18 protein-coding genes and 3 tRNA genes are annotated in these 15896 nt (G+C 61.1%); 3 read left to right on the top strand and 18 right to left on the bottom strand.

Annotated elements, in window-relative coordinates:
* Positions 1-40: 40 nt before the first annotated feature.
* The 18 genes from FGL86_RS05665 to FGL86_RS05580 form a co-directional block, all read right to left on the bottom strand.
* Entirely contained in the window at positions 41-1324 is a 1284-nt protein-coding gene (locus tag FGL86_RS05665; RefSeq protein ID WP_147183677.1) for an STY4528 family pathogenicity island replication protein, read from the bottom strand.
* Positions 1324-1935 (bottom strand): DUF2857 domain-containing protein, encoded by a 612-nt coding sequence (locus tag FGL86_RS05660; protein ID WP_147183676.1) that lies wholly within the window; start codon positions 1933-1935, stop codon positions 1324-1326. Before FGL86_RS05660 ends, FGL86_RS05665 begins: the two co-directional genes overlap by 1 nt.
* On the bottom strand, positions 1932-3983 hold the full coding sequence (locus FGL86_RS05655; RefSeq protein ID WP_147183675.1) for a ParB family protein: 2052 nt from the start codon (positions 3981-3983) through the stop codon (positions 1932-1934). Before FGL86_RS05655 ends, FGL86_RS05660 begins: the two co-directional genes overlap by 4 nt.
* Positions 3980-4486 (bottom strand): hypothetical protein, encoded by a 507-nt coding sequence (locus tag FGL86_RS05650; RefSeq protein ID WP_147183674.1) that lies wholly within the window; start codon positions 4484-4486, stop codon positions 3980-3982. Before FGL86_RS05650 ends, FGL86_RS05655 begins: the two co-directional genes overlap by 4 nt.
* Positions 4483-4926 carry a hypothetical protein gene (locus tag FGL86_RS05645; protein WP_147183673.1) on the bottom strand — a complete coding sequence of 148 codons (444 nt, stop codon included), beginning with the start codon at positions 4924-4926 and terminating at the stop codon, positions 4483-4485. The genes FGL86_RS05650 and FGL86_RS05645 overlap by 4 nt, the downstream gene beginning before the upstream one ends.
* A 4-nt stretch (positions 4927-4930) precedes the next feature.
* Positions 4931-5248, bottom strand: coding sequence for a hypothetical protein (locus FGL86_RS05640; protein ID WP_147183672.1), 318 nt, complete (start codon positions 5246-5248; stop codon positions 4931-4933).
* Complete coding sequence (locus FGL86_RS05635) at positions 5245-5466, bottom strand: type II toxin-antitoxin system HicA family toxin (protein WP_147183671.1); 222 nt, start codon at positions 5464-5466, stop codon at positions 5245-5247. The genes FGL86_RS05640 and FGL86_RS05635 overlap by 4 nt, the downstream gene beginning before the upstream one ends.
* A gap of 46 nt (positions 5467-5512) precedes the next feature.
* Positions 5513-6073 (bottom strand): HD domain-containing protein, encoded by a 561-nt coding sequence (locus tag FGL86_RS05630; RefSeq protein WP_147183670.1) that lies wholly within the window; start codon positions 6071-6073, stop codon positions 5513-5515.
* Complete coding sequence (locus FGL86_RS05625; RefSeq protein ID WP_147183669.1) at positions 6070-6288, bottom strand: hypothetical protein; 219 nt, start codon at positions 6286-6288, stop codon at positions 6070-6072. The genes FGL86_RS05630 and FGL86_RS05625 overlap by 4 nt, the downstream gene beginning before the upstream one ends.
* Positions 6289-6293: 5 nt before the next feature.
* Positions 6294-7703, bottom strand: a complete 1410-nt coding sequence (gene dnaB, locus FGL86_RS05620; protein ID WP_147183668.1) for a replicative DNA helicase — start codon at positions 7701-7703, stop codon at positions 6294-6296.
* Entirely contained in the window at positions 7693-8583 is an 891-nt protein-coding gene (locus FGL86_RS05615) for a ParA family protein (protein ID WP_147183667.1), read from the bottom strand. Before FGL86_RS05615 ends, dnaB begins: the two co-directional genes overlap by 11 nt.
* A gap of 190 nt (positions 8584-8773) precedes the next feature.
* Positions 8774-8849 (bottom strand) — tRNA-Thr (locus FGL86_RS05610).
* A 54-nt stretch (positions 8850-8903) separates the two neighbouring features.
* A tRNA-Gln gene (locus tag FGL86_RS05605) sits at positions 8904-8978 on the bottom strand.
* 7 nt (positions 8979-8985) lie between these two features.
* A tRNA-Phe gene (locus FGL86_RS05600) sits at positions 8986-9061 on the bottom strand.
* Between the two features lie 105 nt (positions 9062-9166).
* On the bottom strand, positions 9167-9439 hold the full coding sequence (locus FGL86_RS05595) for an oxidative damage protection protein (RefSeq protein WP_147183666.1): 273 nt from the start codon (positions 9437-9439) through the stop codon (positions 9167-9169).
* Between the two features lie 17 nt (positions 9440-9456).
* Positions 9457-10557: an A/G-specific adenine glycosylase gene (mutY, locus tag FGL86_RS05590; protein ID WP_147183665.1), complete on the bottom strand. Its 1101-nt coding sequence runs from the start codon at positions 10555-10557 to the stop codon at positions 9457-9459.
* Between the two features lie 78 nt (positions 10558-10635).
* Positions 10636-13002, bottom strand: a complete 2367-nt coding sequence (locus tag FGL86_RS05585) for an AsmA family protein (RefSeq protein WP_147183664.1) — start codon at positions 13000-13002, stop codon at positions 10636-10638.
* Positions 12999-13454 carry an acetyl-CoA sensor PanZ family protein gene (locus FGL86_RS05580; protein ID WP_147183663.1) on the bottom strand — a complete coding sequence of 152 codons (456 nt, stop codon included), beginning with the start codon at positions 13452-13454 and terminating at the stop codon, positions 12999-13001. The genes FGL86_RS05585 and FGL86_RS05580 overlap by 4 nt, the downstream gene beginning before the upstream one ends.
* 222 nt (positions 13455-13676) lie before the next feature.
* Between FGL86_RS05580 and hisB the strand changes: the two genes are divergently transcribed.
* The 3 genes from hisB to hisA all read left to right on the top strand — a co-directional run bounded on the left by hisB (position 13677) and on the right by hisA (position 15895).
* Positions 13677-14270, top strand: coding sequence for an imidazoleglycerol-phosphate dehydratase HisB (hisB, locus tag FGL86_RS05575; RefSeq protein ID WP_147183662.1), 594 nt, complete (start codon positions 13677-13679; stop codon positions 14268-14270).
* Between the two features lie 76 nt (positions 14271-14346).
* The gene (hisH, locus tag FGL86_RS05570) at positions 14347-14988 is read left to right on the top strand and encodes an imidazole glycerol phosphate synthase subunit HisH (RefSeq protein WP_147183661.1); all 642 of its coding nucleotides are present in this window, start codon (positions 14347-14349) and stop codon (positions 14986-14988) included.
* A 133-nt stretch (positions 14989-15121) separates the two neighbouring features.
* Positions 15122-15895 (top strand): 1-(5-phosphoribosyl)-5-[(5-phosphoribosylamino)methylideneamino]imidazole-4-carboxamide isomerase, encoded by a 774-nt coding sequence (hisA, locus tag FGL86_RS05565; RefSeq protein WP_147183660.1) that lies wholly within the window; start codon positions 15122-15124, stop codon positions 15893-15895.
* The last annotated feature ends 1 nt before the right edge of the window (position 15896 follow it).

The following is a 15896-nucleotide window of genomic DNA, read 5'->3' as shown; positions in this document are numbered from 1 at the left end:
CTTCTGCACCACCGGAAATGTTAAATACGATTTCAAACATTTAACGGCGCAACCCCAGGCGCTTGAACAGTCGCCTTCGCGCTTCCTCGGTTTCCGCCGAAAGCGGCTGAGGGTCGGCGTTCCTCGAGGCATGTGTCGAGGCGATGCCAGGGGCGCCATCCTCACTGCCCTCGGTCGCATGGGCGGTCGGCACGACCTTGACATCATCGCTAGACGCCTTGGTGCCTACCGGCACACCGTGGCGCTTGTCTGCAACGCCATGCCCAAAATGCGTCGCCTGGAACGTGTTCGATGCAGCCCGCTTGGCCAGCGTGTGCAGGAAGGCCATGGTGCTTTTCACCTTGCCTGCCTCGAGACGACCGGCAGTTTCGTCGAGCACCGCCTGCTGGACCTCGTTCGACAGCCCGGTGAGCATGAACGAAACCGACTCGCGTTCGTCACTGGTCAGCTCGAGCGGCCAGGACCAGATCAATGGCCTGTCGGTTTCCTCGCGCGCGGTGGTTTTACATACACTGTTTGTATAACTACGTACTGTAGTATCTGAGTTTCCGCTGGAAACTGGGCCGTAAGTGGTTGATTCTGGCATGAGTTTCCGCTGGAAACTGGGCTTGATCTCGTCCGGAAACTGCCTGAGTTCCCATGGGGAACTAGGAAAACTTGCCTGAGTTTCCATAGGGAACTGGGGCGCTTCGACCTGAGTTTCCTCTGGAAACTCGCCACGCCGCTGCCTGTCGGCCCGCTGATCAATCACCTCCAGACGCGTGGGTATCTCAAGAACTCCACCATTGGCCAGCTCTTCCTTGACCAGGCTGGCGACCCTGGCCACCGTCTTGTTGCCGTGCCGGATACAGTGGATGACGTACTCGATGTACTCGTGATCCAGAGAGAGTGCTTCGGCGGGGGCCAGAGGTTCATCGTGCAGCACATAGATGTTGCCGATCATGCGCCCATTGGTGGTATTGCGGGCCTTCATGCCCAGCGACATCCAGCGCGTGAGGCGCAAGATCGCGATCACGCGCGCGACGGTTTTACGTGACGCCTTCTGTCCCGCGCCCGAGCGGAGCAGCGGCTCCAGTTCGTCATAGGTGGGAAACGCCGTCGTGCGGTCGGCATTCGACAGTAGCCGGATCACCTGCCAACCCAGCACATCGACCGCGCCCAGGCGCTGGTCGAGCAACAGCGCCCGTGGCACGGTTTCGTGGGGATTGCCCATGAACAGTAGGCCATCGAGCGCGTCTTCCGCGACGTTCGAGCCTGAGGTATCACCTCGACGCTGGGTCAGGGAAGACGCCGCGCGCCCAATGAGCACGTCAAAGTTTTTCATCACACCACTCCTTCACGCAGTGCGCCCTCGTCTTCACTCGGCAGAATCTCCCGACGAGCCTGCTCCGGCGTGGTCCACTGCTTGATCAGCGTCCAGACCACGGCCAGCGGCAACGACAGTTCTTCGGCGAGTACCAGCATGCCGCGAATATCCTCGCTCGCGGCGGGGCTCGCCGGGTCGTCGCTGATCGTTTGCCAGCGATGCCAGGCCGCGACCTCGACCGACTCTTCCGGCATCGGCAGACGGCCCTGCCGGCTCGGCACCCCCAACAGGGTGCGCCGCGCGGAACAGTCGTTAGGCGTCAGCCCGAAGAAGGCGCCGAGCATCTGGACACTGGCCCCATGGCGGATGCAGTGATCGACGAGGCCGTCGCGATCCTGATCGCGCTCAATGCGCCGCAGCGCCGCCTTGAAAATCCCGTGGTCGAGCTCGAATCGCGCCACGGCGGGAAACTCGTGAATCATCGCTTCAATCTCGCAGGCGCGCAGACGGCTCAGGCGCTGAAGCTCCTCGTTGCTGAATCCCAGCGCCCGTGCCCGGCGCATGTCGCCCTCGCGAATCAGCACGAGGGCCTGATTGAACAAGGCATGATTGAGCTGTGGCGTGGTCATTGCGATTCCCTCTCAGCATTGTCGAGTGTGTCGCGCAATACCCGAATCAGGCGGGTCAGCCAGAACACGCGAATGAACAGTCCATCGGGCAGGCGAACATCGCTATCCGTACCGCAACTGCCGATCAGTTCTCCGAGTAGCGAGATATCGGCCGGCAACCTCGGATCGATGTCGCCCAGGAAACCAGCGAGCAGCTGCCAAACGAGCTGGGCGCGGCGACTCGGGTTATCGCCCAGCGGACCGAGTTCAAACCCCAGCCCCTCACGGGCATTTAGGCGAATCACGTCGCTCAAGCCGCTGGCCTCGATCTCGGCCCATCCCGCCAGCGCCTGAACGACCTCGCCGATCTGCATGCGCAGGTCGCGGGCGTTACGACGCCAGGTCGGCACATGCCAGAGATCGGTGATCGGGGCGACGGGGCCGCCGGACATCAACGGCACGCTCTTGAGCGCCGCCGCCTCGAAGTCGATCGCTTCCTCGCCGTGTTCGCGGGCCATCATATGGCGCAGCTGCCGATGGCCCTCCGTCTCCTCGTAGGGCGACAGCGTCAGGTCATCGATCAGGGTGTCCTGCTCCTTGAGCGAGCGGGCCGGTTGTGGACTGTGCTCCCGCATGACCCCGTCGGCATCCAGCAGCCCCCCGAAGTCCTCGGCACCGCCATCGTGGCCATCGACACTCGACGCCACCGGCGCCTGCGGGGACTGCGCTTCCAGTTCGGCGTTGCGCTGCTCAAGCTCCTCGAGCTGGGCGCGCATGGTCTTCATCTCGATCGATTCGTCGACGCCCCCAGCGGTAGGTACGCCCGACTCATCGGGCTTCCGAGGCGTCTGCGGGGGCTGATCGGTGCTACCGTTCTCGAAGGCCGGCCCCGTCCGATCACTGCTATCCCCCTCTCCCTTGTTGCCACCCTTCTTGCCCGCGTCACCCTCGATATCGGTATTGCCAGAAGATGGCAGCGAGTGCGTTCCTGCCGTCTTACTGGTCTTGAGTGAACCATCCTCCTTGGGCGGGTAAAGGTGGCGTTCCTGGGGATGGCGCAACCGCTCAAGCTCGGCATCGACCGTGGTCCAGACATCGGCACGTTCTTCCTCGCTCGCCGAACGCCCGTACTTGCGCACGGTGAACCAGTTCTTCCAGGCCATGTCGATCGGGTTGAAGTGCAGCCCGGTATGGTCGTGGAGCATGCCCTTGAGCCGGTCCTCGACGATGTTCCAGCGAAACTCGGTCTGACCGTCATGGTCGAGCTGGATCATCTCGTCATGCCAGGCTTGGGCGAAGTCGCCGTCGACCACGCAGATCGCCCAGCGCTCGCCTTCGCCGAGATCATCGGCGTGAGCTTTCCAGTGGTCGCGGCAGCGCTCCCAGCACTCCTCGCAGAACTGGCGATAGGCGATCAACTTCTCGATCTGCGGCCGCCCCATCCCGCTATCCAGTGTCAAGGGGAGCGTGGGCAGGAAATGCTCGATCGTATAAAGCATTTTGGAAATATTACTGAGACTGATGGAAAAGCCGAGAGACTTGAGTCTACGAGTCAACTCACGTTGAGAGATTCGCTCACCCGCCTCGTCCTCGATCATCCGCTTGGCCTCAAAGATCCCGCGAGCGCGCTCGATCCAGCTGAGCTGGCCCCGGTTGTCGTTCTCGGCCAGGTGGCCGGCAAGCACGTTGATCTCGCCCTGCCACGGCATGAAGTGGCAATCCTGATGAAAGAAACGCTCGTCACCGGTCTCCTCGTACAGCTCGTTCAGGATGGCCAGTCGAGTGTTGCCCCCGTCGGAGATCATGTAGCGATCGTCGCCCGGGCGCTGGGTGACGCTCAATTTCTGCTTGAGGCCAACGGCACGGATCGACTCGCGAATCTCGTCATACTTGGGGTTGTGATGTGTCCGCGGATTGCGATCGTAGGGTCGTAACTGTTCCAGCGTCAGCGATATCGACTGCTCGGTCGTGGGAGCCGGCAGCCGATCGATGGGCTGGGTCATCAACTTCGGCCCGGGCTGGTTCAGCTTGGCCGCGATTGCATCGGGGGTAATGGAATACTTGCTCATGATGTCCACTCCGGCTGCCGCGAAGCGTGAGATTCGGGATCGAAGAGACGGTCCAGCCGCTGGTTCAGGCGATCGATGCCTTGAACGATTCCAAGCAGGTCAGGATCGGTGCGTCCTTGCGAGGAATGCTGCCGAGATAGTTCAACCAGGTCCCGGCGCAGATCGACCAGGTTGTCATTGACGATTACCAGCAGCTCGAAGTCGCTCAAATTATGGTATTGGAGCTGTGTCCAGCGCAGATTGTGATGGAGCTGCATCTCCAGACGGTTGGACCGGTCACAGGCCATGTGGAAGACCAGCCAGGTATCGGCCAAGAGCAGGCGAAGCACGTCGTTGCGCCTGTTGCGTGCCCGAGGATGCTTGGCAAACCACTTGTCCAGCGCCTTGGTCCAGTGGGCAAAGGGATCGCTCTGGCCAAAGGCCAGACATTCCTGGGCCGTCAGATACCGCTCCATGTCAATGCCATGCGCCTCACGCACGGGAAAGTTCAGAATCCTAGTCATGGAATCAGTGCCTCCTGACGTGCCAGCTCGATCCCGGTAGGCAGACATGCATGCCGCCCGGCCTCAACGCCGTTCACCGTAGTCTTCCAATCATCGCGGCGATCGTTCTTACGAAAGATCCGATTGGGCATCATTGCAGCGAAAGGGTGCCGGGCGTATCCCGTGGTAGGTTGAAGAGGCTCTGACAAAGCGAACTTCAAGCTATTGGCCACAGGAGGCCCGACATGACGGAAACGCCGGAATTTGTCTATCGTGTCAATTACGAACTGGAAACCAGCGATGGCAGGAGAGAAGGCATCGATATTCTCAAGCGCGCGCGACATCTTCTGTTCACGTTGAGTGAGCCCCCCGTGATTCCCAGACAAGGCGAGTACGTGGGTTTCAAAAGTGACTTGATATCCACGGACGTTGAGTGGTTGAAAGTCAAGAATGTGTTTCATGGCATCACTCCTGGCCCGACCGGGGATTTGCAACATCACTGGGTGACAGTCCTTCTAATCGCTGACGAATCCAGTCCGGGGTGATACCGAGGTACTCAAGGACATCTCGCACGTCACCGTTGAGAACGATCATCTGATCGACCGTCAATTCGCACGGACCTCGCAAGCCAGGAAACGCTTGGTGGGCGAGGTACCAATGCCGCGTGCAGTTGGACAGATCGTAGATCGGCCTGTAAGTGGCCATGGGCTGCATCAGATCGGCCAGCAACCCTCGCGCCCTCGGACTAAGAGTGCCAAGTGTGTTATCGCGGTAGTCAGTCATGTCTCGCCCTCCTCATGTCGTTGTACCCGACGCAGGCGTGCCAGCGCGTTCTTCTCGGCGCGTGCGTCGCTGGGGGAATAGCCGGTGAATACCGGCGGACAACCGGCCTTGACGAAGCGAATATGACCGCCGCGAGTGCGCTCGACGTGCCAATCATGAGCCCTGGCGTAGCGGATGACGCGTTCGATACCCTTGTTGCCGCGAAGTAGCTTGGTCATGACGCACCTCCTCGCATGACGAGAAGAAAGAGTAGGATGAGACCGTTCATGCCGCACACGCCTTGCGGGCCTGTCGGCGCCGCATCAGCAGTTCATCCAGTCGGGCGAGAAAAAGCTGCCTTGCCTCCTCGGCGGACCAGGGAACGATCGTCTCGGATAGCGGCATCACGCCGGTCAGGCAGGGCCAGGGCGCGCCGTGATCCACGAGCAGATCGCGGCGCTCCGTCGCCAGCAGCGCCAGATCGATACGCTTGACGCTGGCGGGCAGGATTTCGCTCAGCCCGAAGCGCTCGCAGATGGCGGCCCAAGCCTGCGCCTCGATATGTCGATAGAGCGGCAACAGCGTCTTCAAGGGCGTCACGACATCGCCGAGGTAGGCTTCGGTGGCGTCATGAAGCAATGCCGCCAAGGCATGTTCCCGGGGTACGTGGTGGCTGGCGAGCACACTGTGCTGCGCCACGCTGTAGTGGACGCGGGTATGTCCTCCGAAGCGACACAGCTGCGCCAGAGCATGGGCGATGTCGTAGGGCGCGACCATGTCGAAGGTCGGCGCCTCCAGATGGAAGTGGCGTCCGGTCACGGTGACGATGTAGCCGACCTGTTTCATGACACACCTCCCGTCGACGTGAGGGATCCCGAGCGACGTTTCGGCCAGGACGTCTGGTACACGGCGAAGCACCTTTTCAGCAGATGGCCTTCGAGCATGGCGAAGCGCCGCTCGCGACGACTCAGCTGCTCGATCCTGCCGCGCTGAAACGTATCCAGCCGATCGGCGTGAATGATGTAACATCGGTCATGGTTGTCGATACCGAAGTAATACATGGCGATCACCTCCCACGGGTGGCATCGTGCGTCCACGCCAGCGACTCGAAGCGCGTGTGTTTCCCCAGAAACGCCAGATGCACCGTGCCGGTCGGCCCATTGCGTTGCTTGGCGATGATGAGCTCGGCGAGTCCCTGGTTGTCGGGGTTGTCCGGGTGATACATTTCATCGCGGTAGACGAAGCCGATCACGTCGGCATCCTGTTCCACGGCGCCGCTGTCGCGTAGATCGGCCATGCAGGGGCGCTTGTTGGGGCGGGTCTCCAGACCCCGATTCAGCTGCGACAACGCAATGACCGGGCAACCGAGATCCTTGGCCATGGCCTTGAGGATGCGCGAGATCGCCGCAATCTCGTTGTTGCGGTTCTCGCAGCCTGGCTCGATGAGCAGCTGGAGGTAGTCGATGAGGATGAGCGCCGGCTGGCCGTGACGGCGCATCAAGCGTCGGGCGCGGGATTTCAGCGACGTTGCCGAGAGTCCGCTGGAATCATCGATGAACAGACGATCCTCAAAACCCAGTATCCGGTTGGTGGCGAGCGTCAATTTGGCCCATTCCGGATCGTCGAGCTGCCCGGAGCGTAGCTGGCTCAGGTCGAGACGCCCCATGCTGGCCATCAGGCGCAGCATCAGCTGCTCTTCGGGCATCTCGAGCGAGAAAACGAAGACGGGAGCAGTGGCCTGCTCGGTGTCGCCTGTCATGTTGAGCAAGGCATTCTCGACCAGGTTCATGCCCAGCGTCGTCTTGCCCTGGGCGGGCCGTCCGGCGATGACGATCAGGTCGGATGCCTGCCAGCCGCAGGTGAGTTCATCCAGGTCCTTGTAGCCGGTGGGGGTGCCGGTAATGCCGCCCTTGGCATGGAAGGCGCGATCGATCGTATCGATGGTCCCGGTCAGCGCCGCACGAAGGTCGGAAGCCTGAGATTGTCGATTCTCAGCCAGCGCGAACAGCTGCCGCTCGGTCGCCTCGATCAGGGCGGGGCTGGGCTGATGGCCATCCAGCGCCTGCTGGCTGAGCTCGCGGCCCATGTGGGCCAACTGTCGGCGACGCTGCTGTTCGCGCACGATGTCGGCATAGGCCACGATGTTCGTCGCCGCGGGCGTGTTGCGGGCCAGCTCGGCCAGATAGGCCAGTCCGCCGACGGATTCAAGATGCCCCTGCCGATCCAGCAGCTCGGAGAGCGTCACCACGTCCAGGGGCTTGTCGTCGTGGGCGAGTTCGGCCATGGCCGCGAAGATGCGGCGATGCTCGACACGATAGAACGCCTCGGCGGTGACGATTTCGCCGATGTCGTCCCATTTGTCGTTGGCCAACATCAAGGCACCCAGCGTGGACTGTTCCGCCTCGATACTGTGCGGGGGCAGCAGTCCTAACGCTTCGGCCTCGGCAGGCACCGCTGTGTAGGTCTCAGTGGACATGACCCACCTCCGACGTGCCGGCGCCTGGCTTGGCGTTGGGGCGGGTCGCGTCCACGGCATGAATCGCCTCGGCCCATTCGGGATAGATCTCGGCCGCTACGGCTTTCACCTGGTCGGCGCAGGCCGGCGCCTTGCGCCCCGACGGCTTGCGCGGCTCGACGCGGTGTACCGGCAGACCCTGTAACGCCGCCGCACGATACGCCGACAGATTGACCAGCGGGGAATCGAGGACGCGGATGCCGTGATCCTCGACGTCGGCATACATACGGCGGATGCTGTCGGCGATCTCGCGGGCATCCTTCAACCGATCCGTCATCTTGTTGAGCAGGATCGACACCGGCGGGACGCCAAAGCGTGTGTACTTGGCGAGCTCACGCAGCTCTTCCAGCATCCCTTGGGTGCCGCGCACGAATTCGCGGGCGGTGAGCAGTTCCGGGACGATCGGCGAGACGAGGTGATCGGCGGCGAGCACGGCCATCTCGAGGAGGATCGAGCGCGCGCCCTGGGTATCGATGAGGATGGCGTCGTAGCGATCGGCGAAGCGATCGAGCAGCCCGATCAGGCGGAAGCGACCGTTGGGGGCGTTGAGCAGCAACTGCTGCAACTGATTCCGATGGTCGTTCGAGACGATGATGTCGAGCTGGGGGAGGGAGGTCCGGGAGATGATCTGGTCGAGGTCGACCAGCTCGGTGGCGAGCAGCTCGTACACTCCGCCGGGGGCCGGCTGTGACAGCTCATAATAGGAGGAAAGGGTCGGCTGGGAGTCCAGGTCGATGAGCAGCACCCGGAGGCCGGCATCGGCCAGTAGCCCGCCCAGATTGGCGGTGACGGTGGTCTTGCCGACGCCACCCTTGGAGCAAACCGTTGCGGAAACACGCATATCACTGCACCTCGCCCAATTAGGAAATGGAACGAGTGCAGAGGCTTCTTGGCTACATACAACCGGGAAAGGGCTAGAAAAAAAGGTGGAGCCTTGGTACCGAAACCAGCGATGTGGCCTGAAGTTGACTGGTAACGCTCTACCGCTTTTCGTCTATACGCTAACTGTCTATGCTCTTTCAACTGAAAACTGGTGCCGGCACCAGGAGTCGAACCCGGGACCTACTGATTACAAGTCAGTTGCTCTACCAACTGAGCTATGCCGGCAGTGGGATCGGTAAGCTGCCGAAGGCGGTGAATACCGCGAGGAGAGAGTTGGCGTGGCTGGGGTACCAGGATTCGAACCTGGGAATGCCGATACCAAAAACCGGTGCCTTACCACTTGGCTATACCCCAGCAATTGTGGTGGCCAGAGACGGAATCGAACCGCCGACACGAGGATTTTCAATCCTCTGCTCTACCGACTGAGCTATCTGGCCCCCTGCCAACGCGAGGTATTTAACTAAAAAGACCTCACAGCGTCAAGGCTTTTCAATTCAAAAAGTTGGCCGCAGATTGGCGACCACTTTGTAAGACGCTTAACTTCAGGAGTTTTGTGGAACGTAGCCTTCCGCCTGGTCGGTTTCTCGATTGTCCAGGAAACGCTCCATCTGCTCCATCAGGTAGATTCGCGTATCTGGGTCCAGCAGGCTCAAGTGCTTTTCGTTGATCAGGCGGGTCTGCAGCGTCTGCCACTCTTCCCAGGCCTTTTTCGATACGCTGGCCTGGATTTCCTGTCCTTTCTGGCCCGGCAGGGGAGGAAACGGCAAGGCCTCGAGTTCCTGCTGGTACTTGCGACAGAAAACAGTCTGACTCATGACAAGGGCTCCTGAAATCAAAAAGAGGGTTGAGCGGCAAATGGTCTCGAGGCGTTCAGCAACTGCTTGACCGGGGCCGCCAGACCGATGTTGGCAGGCCGGGCGGAATCATACCAGAGCGTATCCACTTCCGAGACATGCCCTGTCCGCTTGCAGCGTGCCGGCTGGGGAACAATATGCAGGCGGAAGTGGCTGAAGGTATGCGCGAACGAGTTCCAGGCCGGCTCCAGTATTGCCCCTGGCGCCTTCGCGTCAATCCAGCGCGAGAGCGCTTCACGATCGTCGAACTGGGGAAAGCACCATAGGCCGCCCCAAATCCCCGCGCCGGGACGCTGCTCGAGCAGCAGCCTGCCCTCCTCGTTGCGCAGCAGCAGCATGATGGTCTGGCGTTCCGGCAAGACTTTTCTGGGTTTCGACTCGGGAAAACGCCGCTCTTCGCCTTGTGCATGAGCCAGGCAGACGTCCTCGAAGGGGCAAAACAGGCAACTGGGCGTGCCTCGCTTGCATAGGGTCGCGCCCAGATCCATGATCGCCTGGGAATAATCATCCAGACGTTCATCCGGGGTGTAGCGCTCCGCCAGCCGCCAGAGCTCGCGCTCCACCGCGGGTTTTCCCGGCCAGCCAGCGACCGCGTGCAGCCGGGCCAGCACGCGCTTCACATTGCCATCGAGGATCACTCCGCGCTGTCCGGTACTGATGGCGATGATGGCGCCGGCGGTGGAACGCCCGATTCCCGGTAGCGCGGTCATGGCTTCGAGGCTATGCACCGGAAATTCCCCCCCATAGCGTTCTACCAGGATTTGCGCGGCCTTGTGCAGGTTGCGGCCTCGGGCGTAATAGCCTAGGCCGGTCCACAGATGCAGTACCTCGTCCTGGCTGGCCGCCGCCAGAGCATGAACATCGGGAAATCGCGCCATGAAGCGCCGGTAGTAGTCGATCACCGTCGCTACCTGGGTCTGCTGCAGCATGATTTCCGACACCCACACTCGGTAAGGCGCCTTGTCCTGCTGCCAAGGCAGGGTCTTGCGACCGTGGCGGTCGTACCATTCCAGCAGTCGATGCTGGAAAGTTGCCGGAGTTAGCGCGATGTTGCCGGAGGTCGTCAGGAGTTCAGGCATAAAGAAACCGTTGCGCGAGGTTTTCTGATGAGCATAAAAAAGCGCCGACGTGGGCCGGCGCAGGGACTGGATTGTGTATCACTGAAAGAGACCGCGAATCTTGTCGCGAAGTTCCCCGGGGGTTTCTTTTCCCAGCCGCTCGTCCAGGCCTTCCAAGGCTTCGCCGAGACGCCCCTCGACCTTTTCCTTGGCCTTTTTCGTGACTTCGTCCTTGGCCAGCTCGCCTACCGCTTTTGCAAAGGCTTTCTGATCGAAGTGACACCACTCGCTGGTGTCGCCACCCAGTTCGCCTTCGCAGGCCACCGGCAAGGGTACCTTGGTCAGCCTTGGATTGACCTTGCAGACCACGTCCGCGGTATCGACGAATCGCGCCGCCGCCTGATAGCTGAAGCGACTGGAGGTCAGGTCGAGCTGGCCTTTACCGCCGAGAGCGATGCCGGGAATACTGATTGCCAGATCGTCGTTGAAGATCACGCCATCACGAATGTCCAGCGTGGCCTGAGCGCGATCGAACTGGGTATCGTTACTCCATTCACGCTGAGTCTTCTCACCGTCGAGCATGGCAACGGCGGTACATAACTCCTGAGAAATATTGGTATCCAGCATGGCGCCATCCTGAATATTCATCTTCAGGCGCCCATTGAGATTGCGCTTCATGCGCGAAAGCGCATTGCCTTGGGTGGTGACTTCGCCATCGAGGGCCAGGCGCCCGCGCAGGGGCGAAGGCTGCTCCTGCTGGCTTTCGATCAGCGCCTCGATATCCACCTGCTTAAGCACCGGCGCCAGCCGCCAGCGTACCGGTTCCTGACGTAGATCCAGCCCGCCGCTGGCGGAAAGCTCACCGTCGTAGAAGCGACTGGCAAGACGCTCAAGCGCCAAACGGCCATCGCTTCCCTTCAGCGCCATGTCGACATCCTCCAGCGCAAGCCCTGCCAGCGTAAACTGCCCCAGGCTCAGCTTACCATCCAGGTTCAGAACAGCCAGCCAATCCACCGGCAGCAAAGACGCTTCTTCCGCGCCTATCGCCCAGGCGGGAGCCAAGCCGAAAAGCTTCAGAAGCGCGGTCTTGGGATCCGAGGATTCCGCGATGGCCGGCGGCAGATAGCGATCCACGTCGAGGTCATCGCCCTGCAGGTCGAAGTGCAGCAGGTTTCCGCTCAAGCCGGCGGTCATCTGTCCGGTCAGCGTCGTATCGTCTATCAGCAGAGTCAGGTTGTTGAGCATCACCTGATCGAGATTGCCTTCGAATGGACTGGTAAAGGCAACCTCCTTGAGCGCGTCATCGTCCGCCATGGGCGGAAGCTTGGTGAAACGTTCCAGCCATTTGCGCAAGGAAAGCGACGCAAGTTCGACCTGGCCTTCGTAATTGGGAGAATCCCAGGGACCCTGCGCGCTGAGCGAGCCGCTGAGCTGCAGGCTGTTTTCACCGGTCAAACGCCATTCCTGCAGCTGCGCTTCCTGTTCGGCGAGATCCGCCTCCGCGTCAAAGCTCAAGGACAGCGGCATGGGCTTTTCGCCCAGGGCCGGATGCGTGATCCCCACATCGAGATCGCCACCTTTGAGGCGGTATTGCTGAATTCCAGGATCCGCTTCCAGTTCCTTGATACGCAGCTTCAACTGCTGGGGCTGCTTGGCAAGCGTCGCCAGCTGCGTTTCGGCGTCAAGCGCCAGGTCGTTGACGAGATAGCGCCCATCGTCCAGTCCCAGCTTCACTCGACCGTTCAGACTGACATCGCTGGTCAGGCTGGGGGGTTCCCCTGCGGCTGCCTTGCCGGTACCGTCATAGTCCAGCAGTTGAAAGGTCGATTTTACCGGAAAGGATTTAGTTGGATTGACGTTGGTGCCGGTCGCATTGAACTTATCGATACGCAGTTCATGCCCCTGCTGGAAGTCTCGATAGCGTACAGTCCCGTTGGTGACCTGAACGCTAGCGATGTCGAGATCCACCGCCACCGAGCTACCGGGCTCCTCGCCATTGCCTTCCCCGCCGGTCGCATCCCCTGGCTCCGGCTGCATGGCGTCTTCCGGATCATCCAGGCGCTCCAGCAGAACCTCCCAATTCCCTTTGCCCCGCGGCCCGCGCAGTAGATTGAGACGCATGCCGTCGAGGGTCAGCCCTTGGATGGCGAGATCACCGGAGAGCAGTGACGCGAAGGCAAGACTGATTTCCGCCTTGTCGAAAGCGGCAAAGGGCAAATCGTCTTCCGGCTGCTTGGGGAGATACGCCCGGGCGTCCGTCACGCTAACTCCCAGGCGCGGATAGAAGGACCAGGAAAGCGGCCCGTCGAGACTCAGTTCCAGCCCGCTTTCCTCTCGCACTACCTGAACCAGACGCGGCTTCAGGTCGTTGGGGTCGAGAAAGGTCGTGACGTAGACCACTACCCCTACCACGACCAGTCCGAGAATACCCAGTATCGCCAATAGCGTTCGCAGCACTACCTTCATTGTCTGTCTCCCCGGGACGCCTTGGGATCGAATTCGTAATAGTCGCCGGCTTCCACCAGCCGATAGCCCAAGCGAGCCAGCAGCAGCTGATCGCTCATCTCGAGCCCCGCCAGGCTCACCCGCAGCACGCAGTCGTCATTGGCGGCAGCTTCTCCCACCAGGGCCAGCAGGCGCGAACCCACCCCGCGTCGCCGGGTGGACTTGCGCACGCAGAAGTTCGCCATCCACCAGGCATCCGATGTCCTGTTCACCGCCACCGCCCCCAGCAGCCGATCGTTGAAGTGGGCGCAGCAGAAGATGCCGCCGGTTTCCAGATGGCGACGAATATAAGCCTCCGTTGCCAAGGGCAAGCACCGGGGCGGCACGTCAGCGTAGATCCGAATCAGATCCCGGGCCGTCTGGGCATCCGCTTTCCAGGAAGCGTGATCGACCTTTCGCAAGGTTACTGGCATGTGGGTCTCCATCCCTGGCCGGAAAGCAGGCCGCTTGCCGATGATTGATATGATGATCCGGCATTGTAGCGGATAGCCTTGGCGATTCACTATAATAGCGGGTTCGATAGCTCGAGCGCTTTCACTAGCCCAGGTGTTTTCGATAAACCTGTACGTCGAACGATGTAATGACATACGTGTAGTGACATACTTTCCGCGCCTTCTGCCAGGAGTTTAGCCAGCATGGTCAAGCGTAGCGCCACGATTTCTCGCGATACCCAGGAAACCCGGATCACCGCGAGCGTTAATCTCGATGGTCAGGGCGAGTTTCGCTGCGACTCCGGGGTGGCCTTTCTCGATCACATGCTCGATCAGGTGGCTCGACACGGCCTGATCGACCTGGACATCAAAGCGGTGGGCGATCTGCATATCGACGCTCATCACACCGTCGAGGATCTCGGCATTACCCTGGGCCAGGCCTTCGCTGAAGCCATCGGCGACAAGCGCGGCATTCAGCGCTACGGCCATGCCTATGTGCCGCTGGATGAGGCACTGTCTCGCGTGGTGATCGACTTTTCTGGCCGTCCCGGGCTCTTCATGAACGTCGAATTCACTCGTGCAAGCCTTGGCAATCTCGACACTCAACTGTTCTGGGAGTTCTTCCAAGGCTTTGCCAATCATGCCAAGGTGACGCTGCATATCGATAATCTGAAGGGTTTCAACGCCCATCATCAGGCAGAAACCATCTTCAAGGCCTTCGGGCGCGCCCTGCGCATGGCGGTGGCGGAAGATCCGCGCATGGCGGGCCAGATGCCTTCCACCAAGGGCAGCCTATGAACTCGATCCTCCAGCATCCTGCCTTCGCGAGCGTTCTTTACATAACTGGCAATTTCTATATGAGAAGGAGCCTGGCATGACCATTGCCGTCATCGACTATGGCATGGGCAACCTGCACTCCGTGGCCAAGGCATTGGAGCACGTTACCTATGAACGGGTGGTCATCACCCGGGATCCGCGCCGCATTCGTGGGGCGACCCGGCTGATACTGCCCGGCCAGGGAGCCATCCGCGACTGCATGAGCGAGCTCGAACGTAGCGATCTCAAGGGCCTGGTGCAGGAGCTGCTGAGGAATGCCGCCAAGCCCTTGCTGGGGATTTGCGTCGGCCAGCAGATGCTGCTCGAGTACAGCGAGGAGAATGAAGGCGTCGAATGTCTGTGCTATCTGCCGGGGCGGGTCAAACGCTTTCCCGATGGGGCTACTGATGTTTCGGGCAAGCGCCTGAAGGTCCCGCATATGGGCTGGAACCAGGTGCGCCAGCGTCATGATCATCCGCTATGGCAAGGCATCGAGGACGACACCCGCTTCTATTTCGTGCACAGCTATTATGTGCAGGCCGCCCGGGATGCCACGGTGTTCGGCACCACCCGTTACGGCGAGATCGAGGCGCATGCGGCCATTGGTCGGGATACGGTATTCGCCACCCAGTTTCATCCGGAAAAAAGCGCGAACGCCGGGTTGCGCCTGCTGGAAAACTTTGTCAACTGGGCGCCCTGATTACAGCGTCCGCTTTTTATAGCGCCACTTTTTATAGCGCCCGAAGCCGCGCTGGTCACGCTAACTACTCAAAGCGCCCGACGGTGCGCCAACTGCTCAACGCGCTCGAGACCGCGCTTACAAGGATACAAATATGCTGGTGATTCCCGCCATCGATCTCAAGGACGGCCAGTGCGTCCGCCTCAAGCAGGGCCGCATGGAGGATTCCACCACCTACGGCGACGACCCGGTAGCCATGGCGGCGCGCTGGGTCGAGGCTGGCGCGCGTCGCCTGCATCTGGTGGATCTCAACGGCGCCTTCGAAGGCAAACCGGTCAACGGCGACGCGGTGACCGCCATCGCTCGCGCCTACCCGGACCTGCCCATCCAGATCGGCGGCGGTATCCGCAGCCTGAATACCATCGAGCACTATCTGAGCGCCGGGGTGTCCTATGTGATCCTCGGCACCCAGGCGGTCAAGGAACCCGCTTTCGTCGGCGAGGCCTGCCGCAAGTTTCCCGGACACGTGATCGTCGGACTGGATGCCCGGGACGGCTTCGTCGCCACGGACGGCTGGGCAGAAGTCTCGACCCTCAAGGCCACCGACCTGGCCCGGCGCTTCGCGGACAACGGCGTCTCTGCCATCGTCTATACAGATATCGCCCGAGACGGCATGATGTCCGGCGTCAATGTCGAGGCCACCGCGGCCCTGGCACGAGACGGTGGCCTGCCGGTCATCGCCTCCGGCGGCGTCACCAACCTGGACGACCTGCGAGCCCTGGCGGCGGTAGCCGATGACGGCATCCTCGGCGCCATTACCGGACGAGCCATCTACGAAGGCACCCTGGACCTGGCGACGGCACAGCGGCTCTGCGACAACCTGAGCGTCAACGACGACCAAAACCGCGATAAGAGCACAAGGAGCTAGG

It is taken from the genome of Pistricoccus aurantiacus (genome assembly GCF_007954585.1).
GTDB classification, from domain to species: domain Bacteria; phylum Pseudomonadota; class Gammaproteobacteria; order Pseudomonadales; family Halomonadaceae; genus Pistricoccus; species Pistricoccus aurantiacus.
Note: the sequence above shows the minus strand (reverse complement) of the source record. Positions and strands in the feature narration are given on the sequence as shown.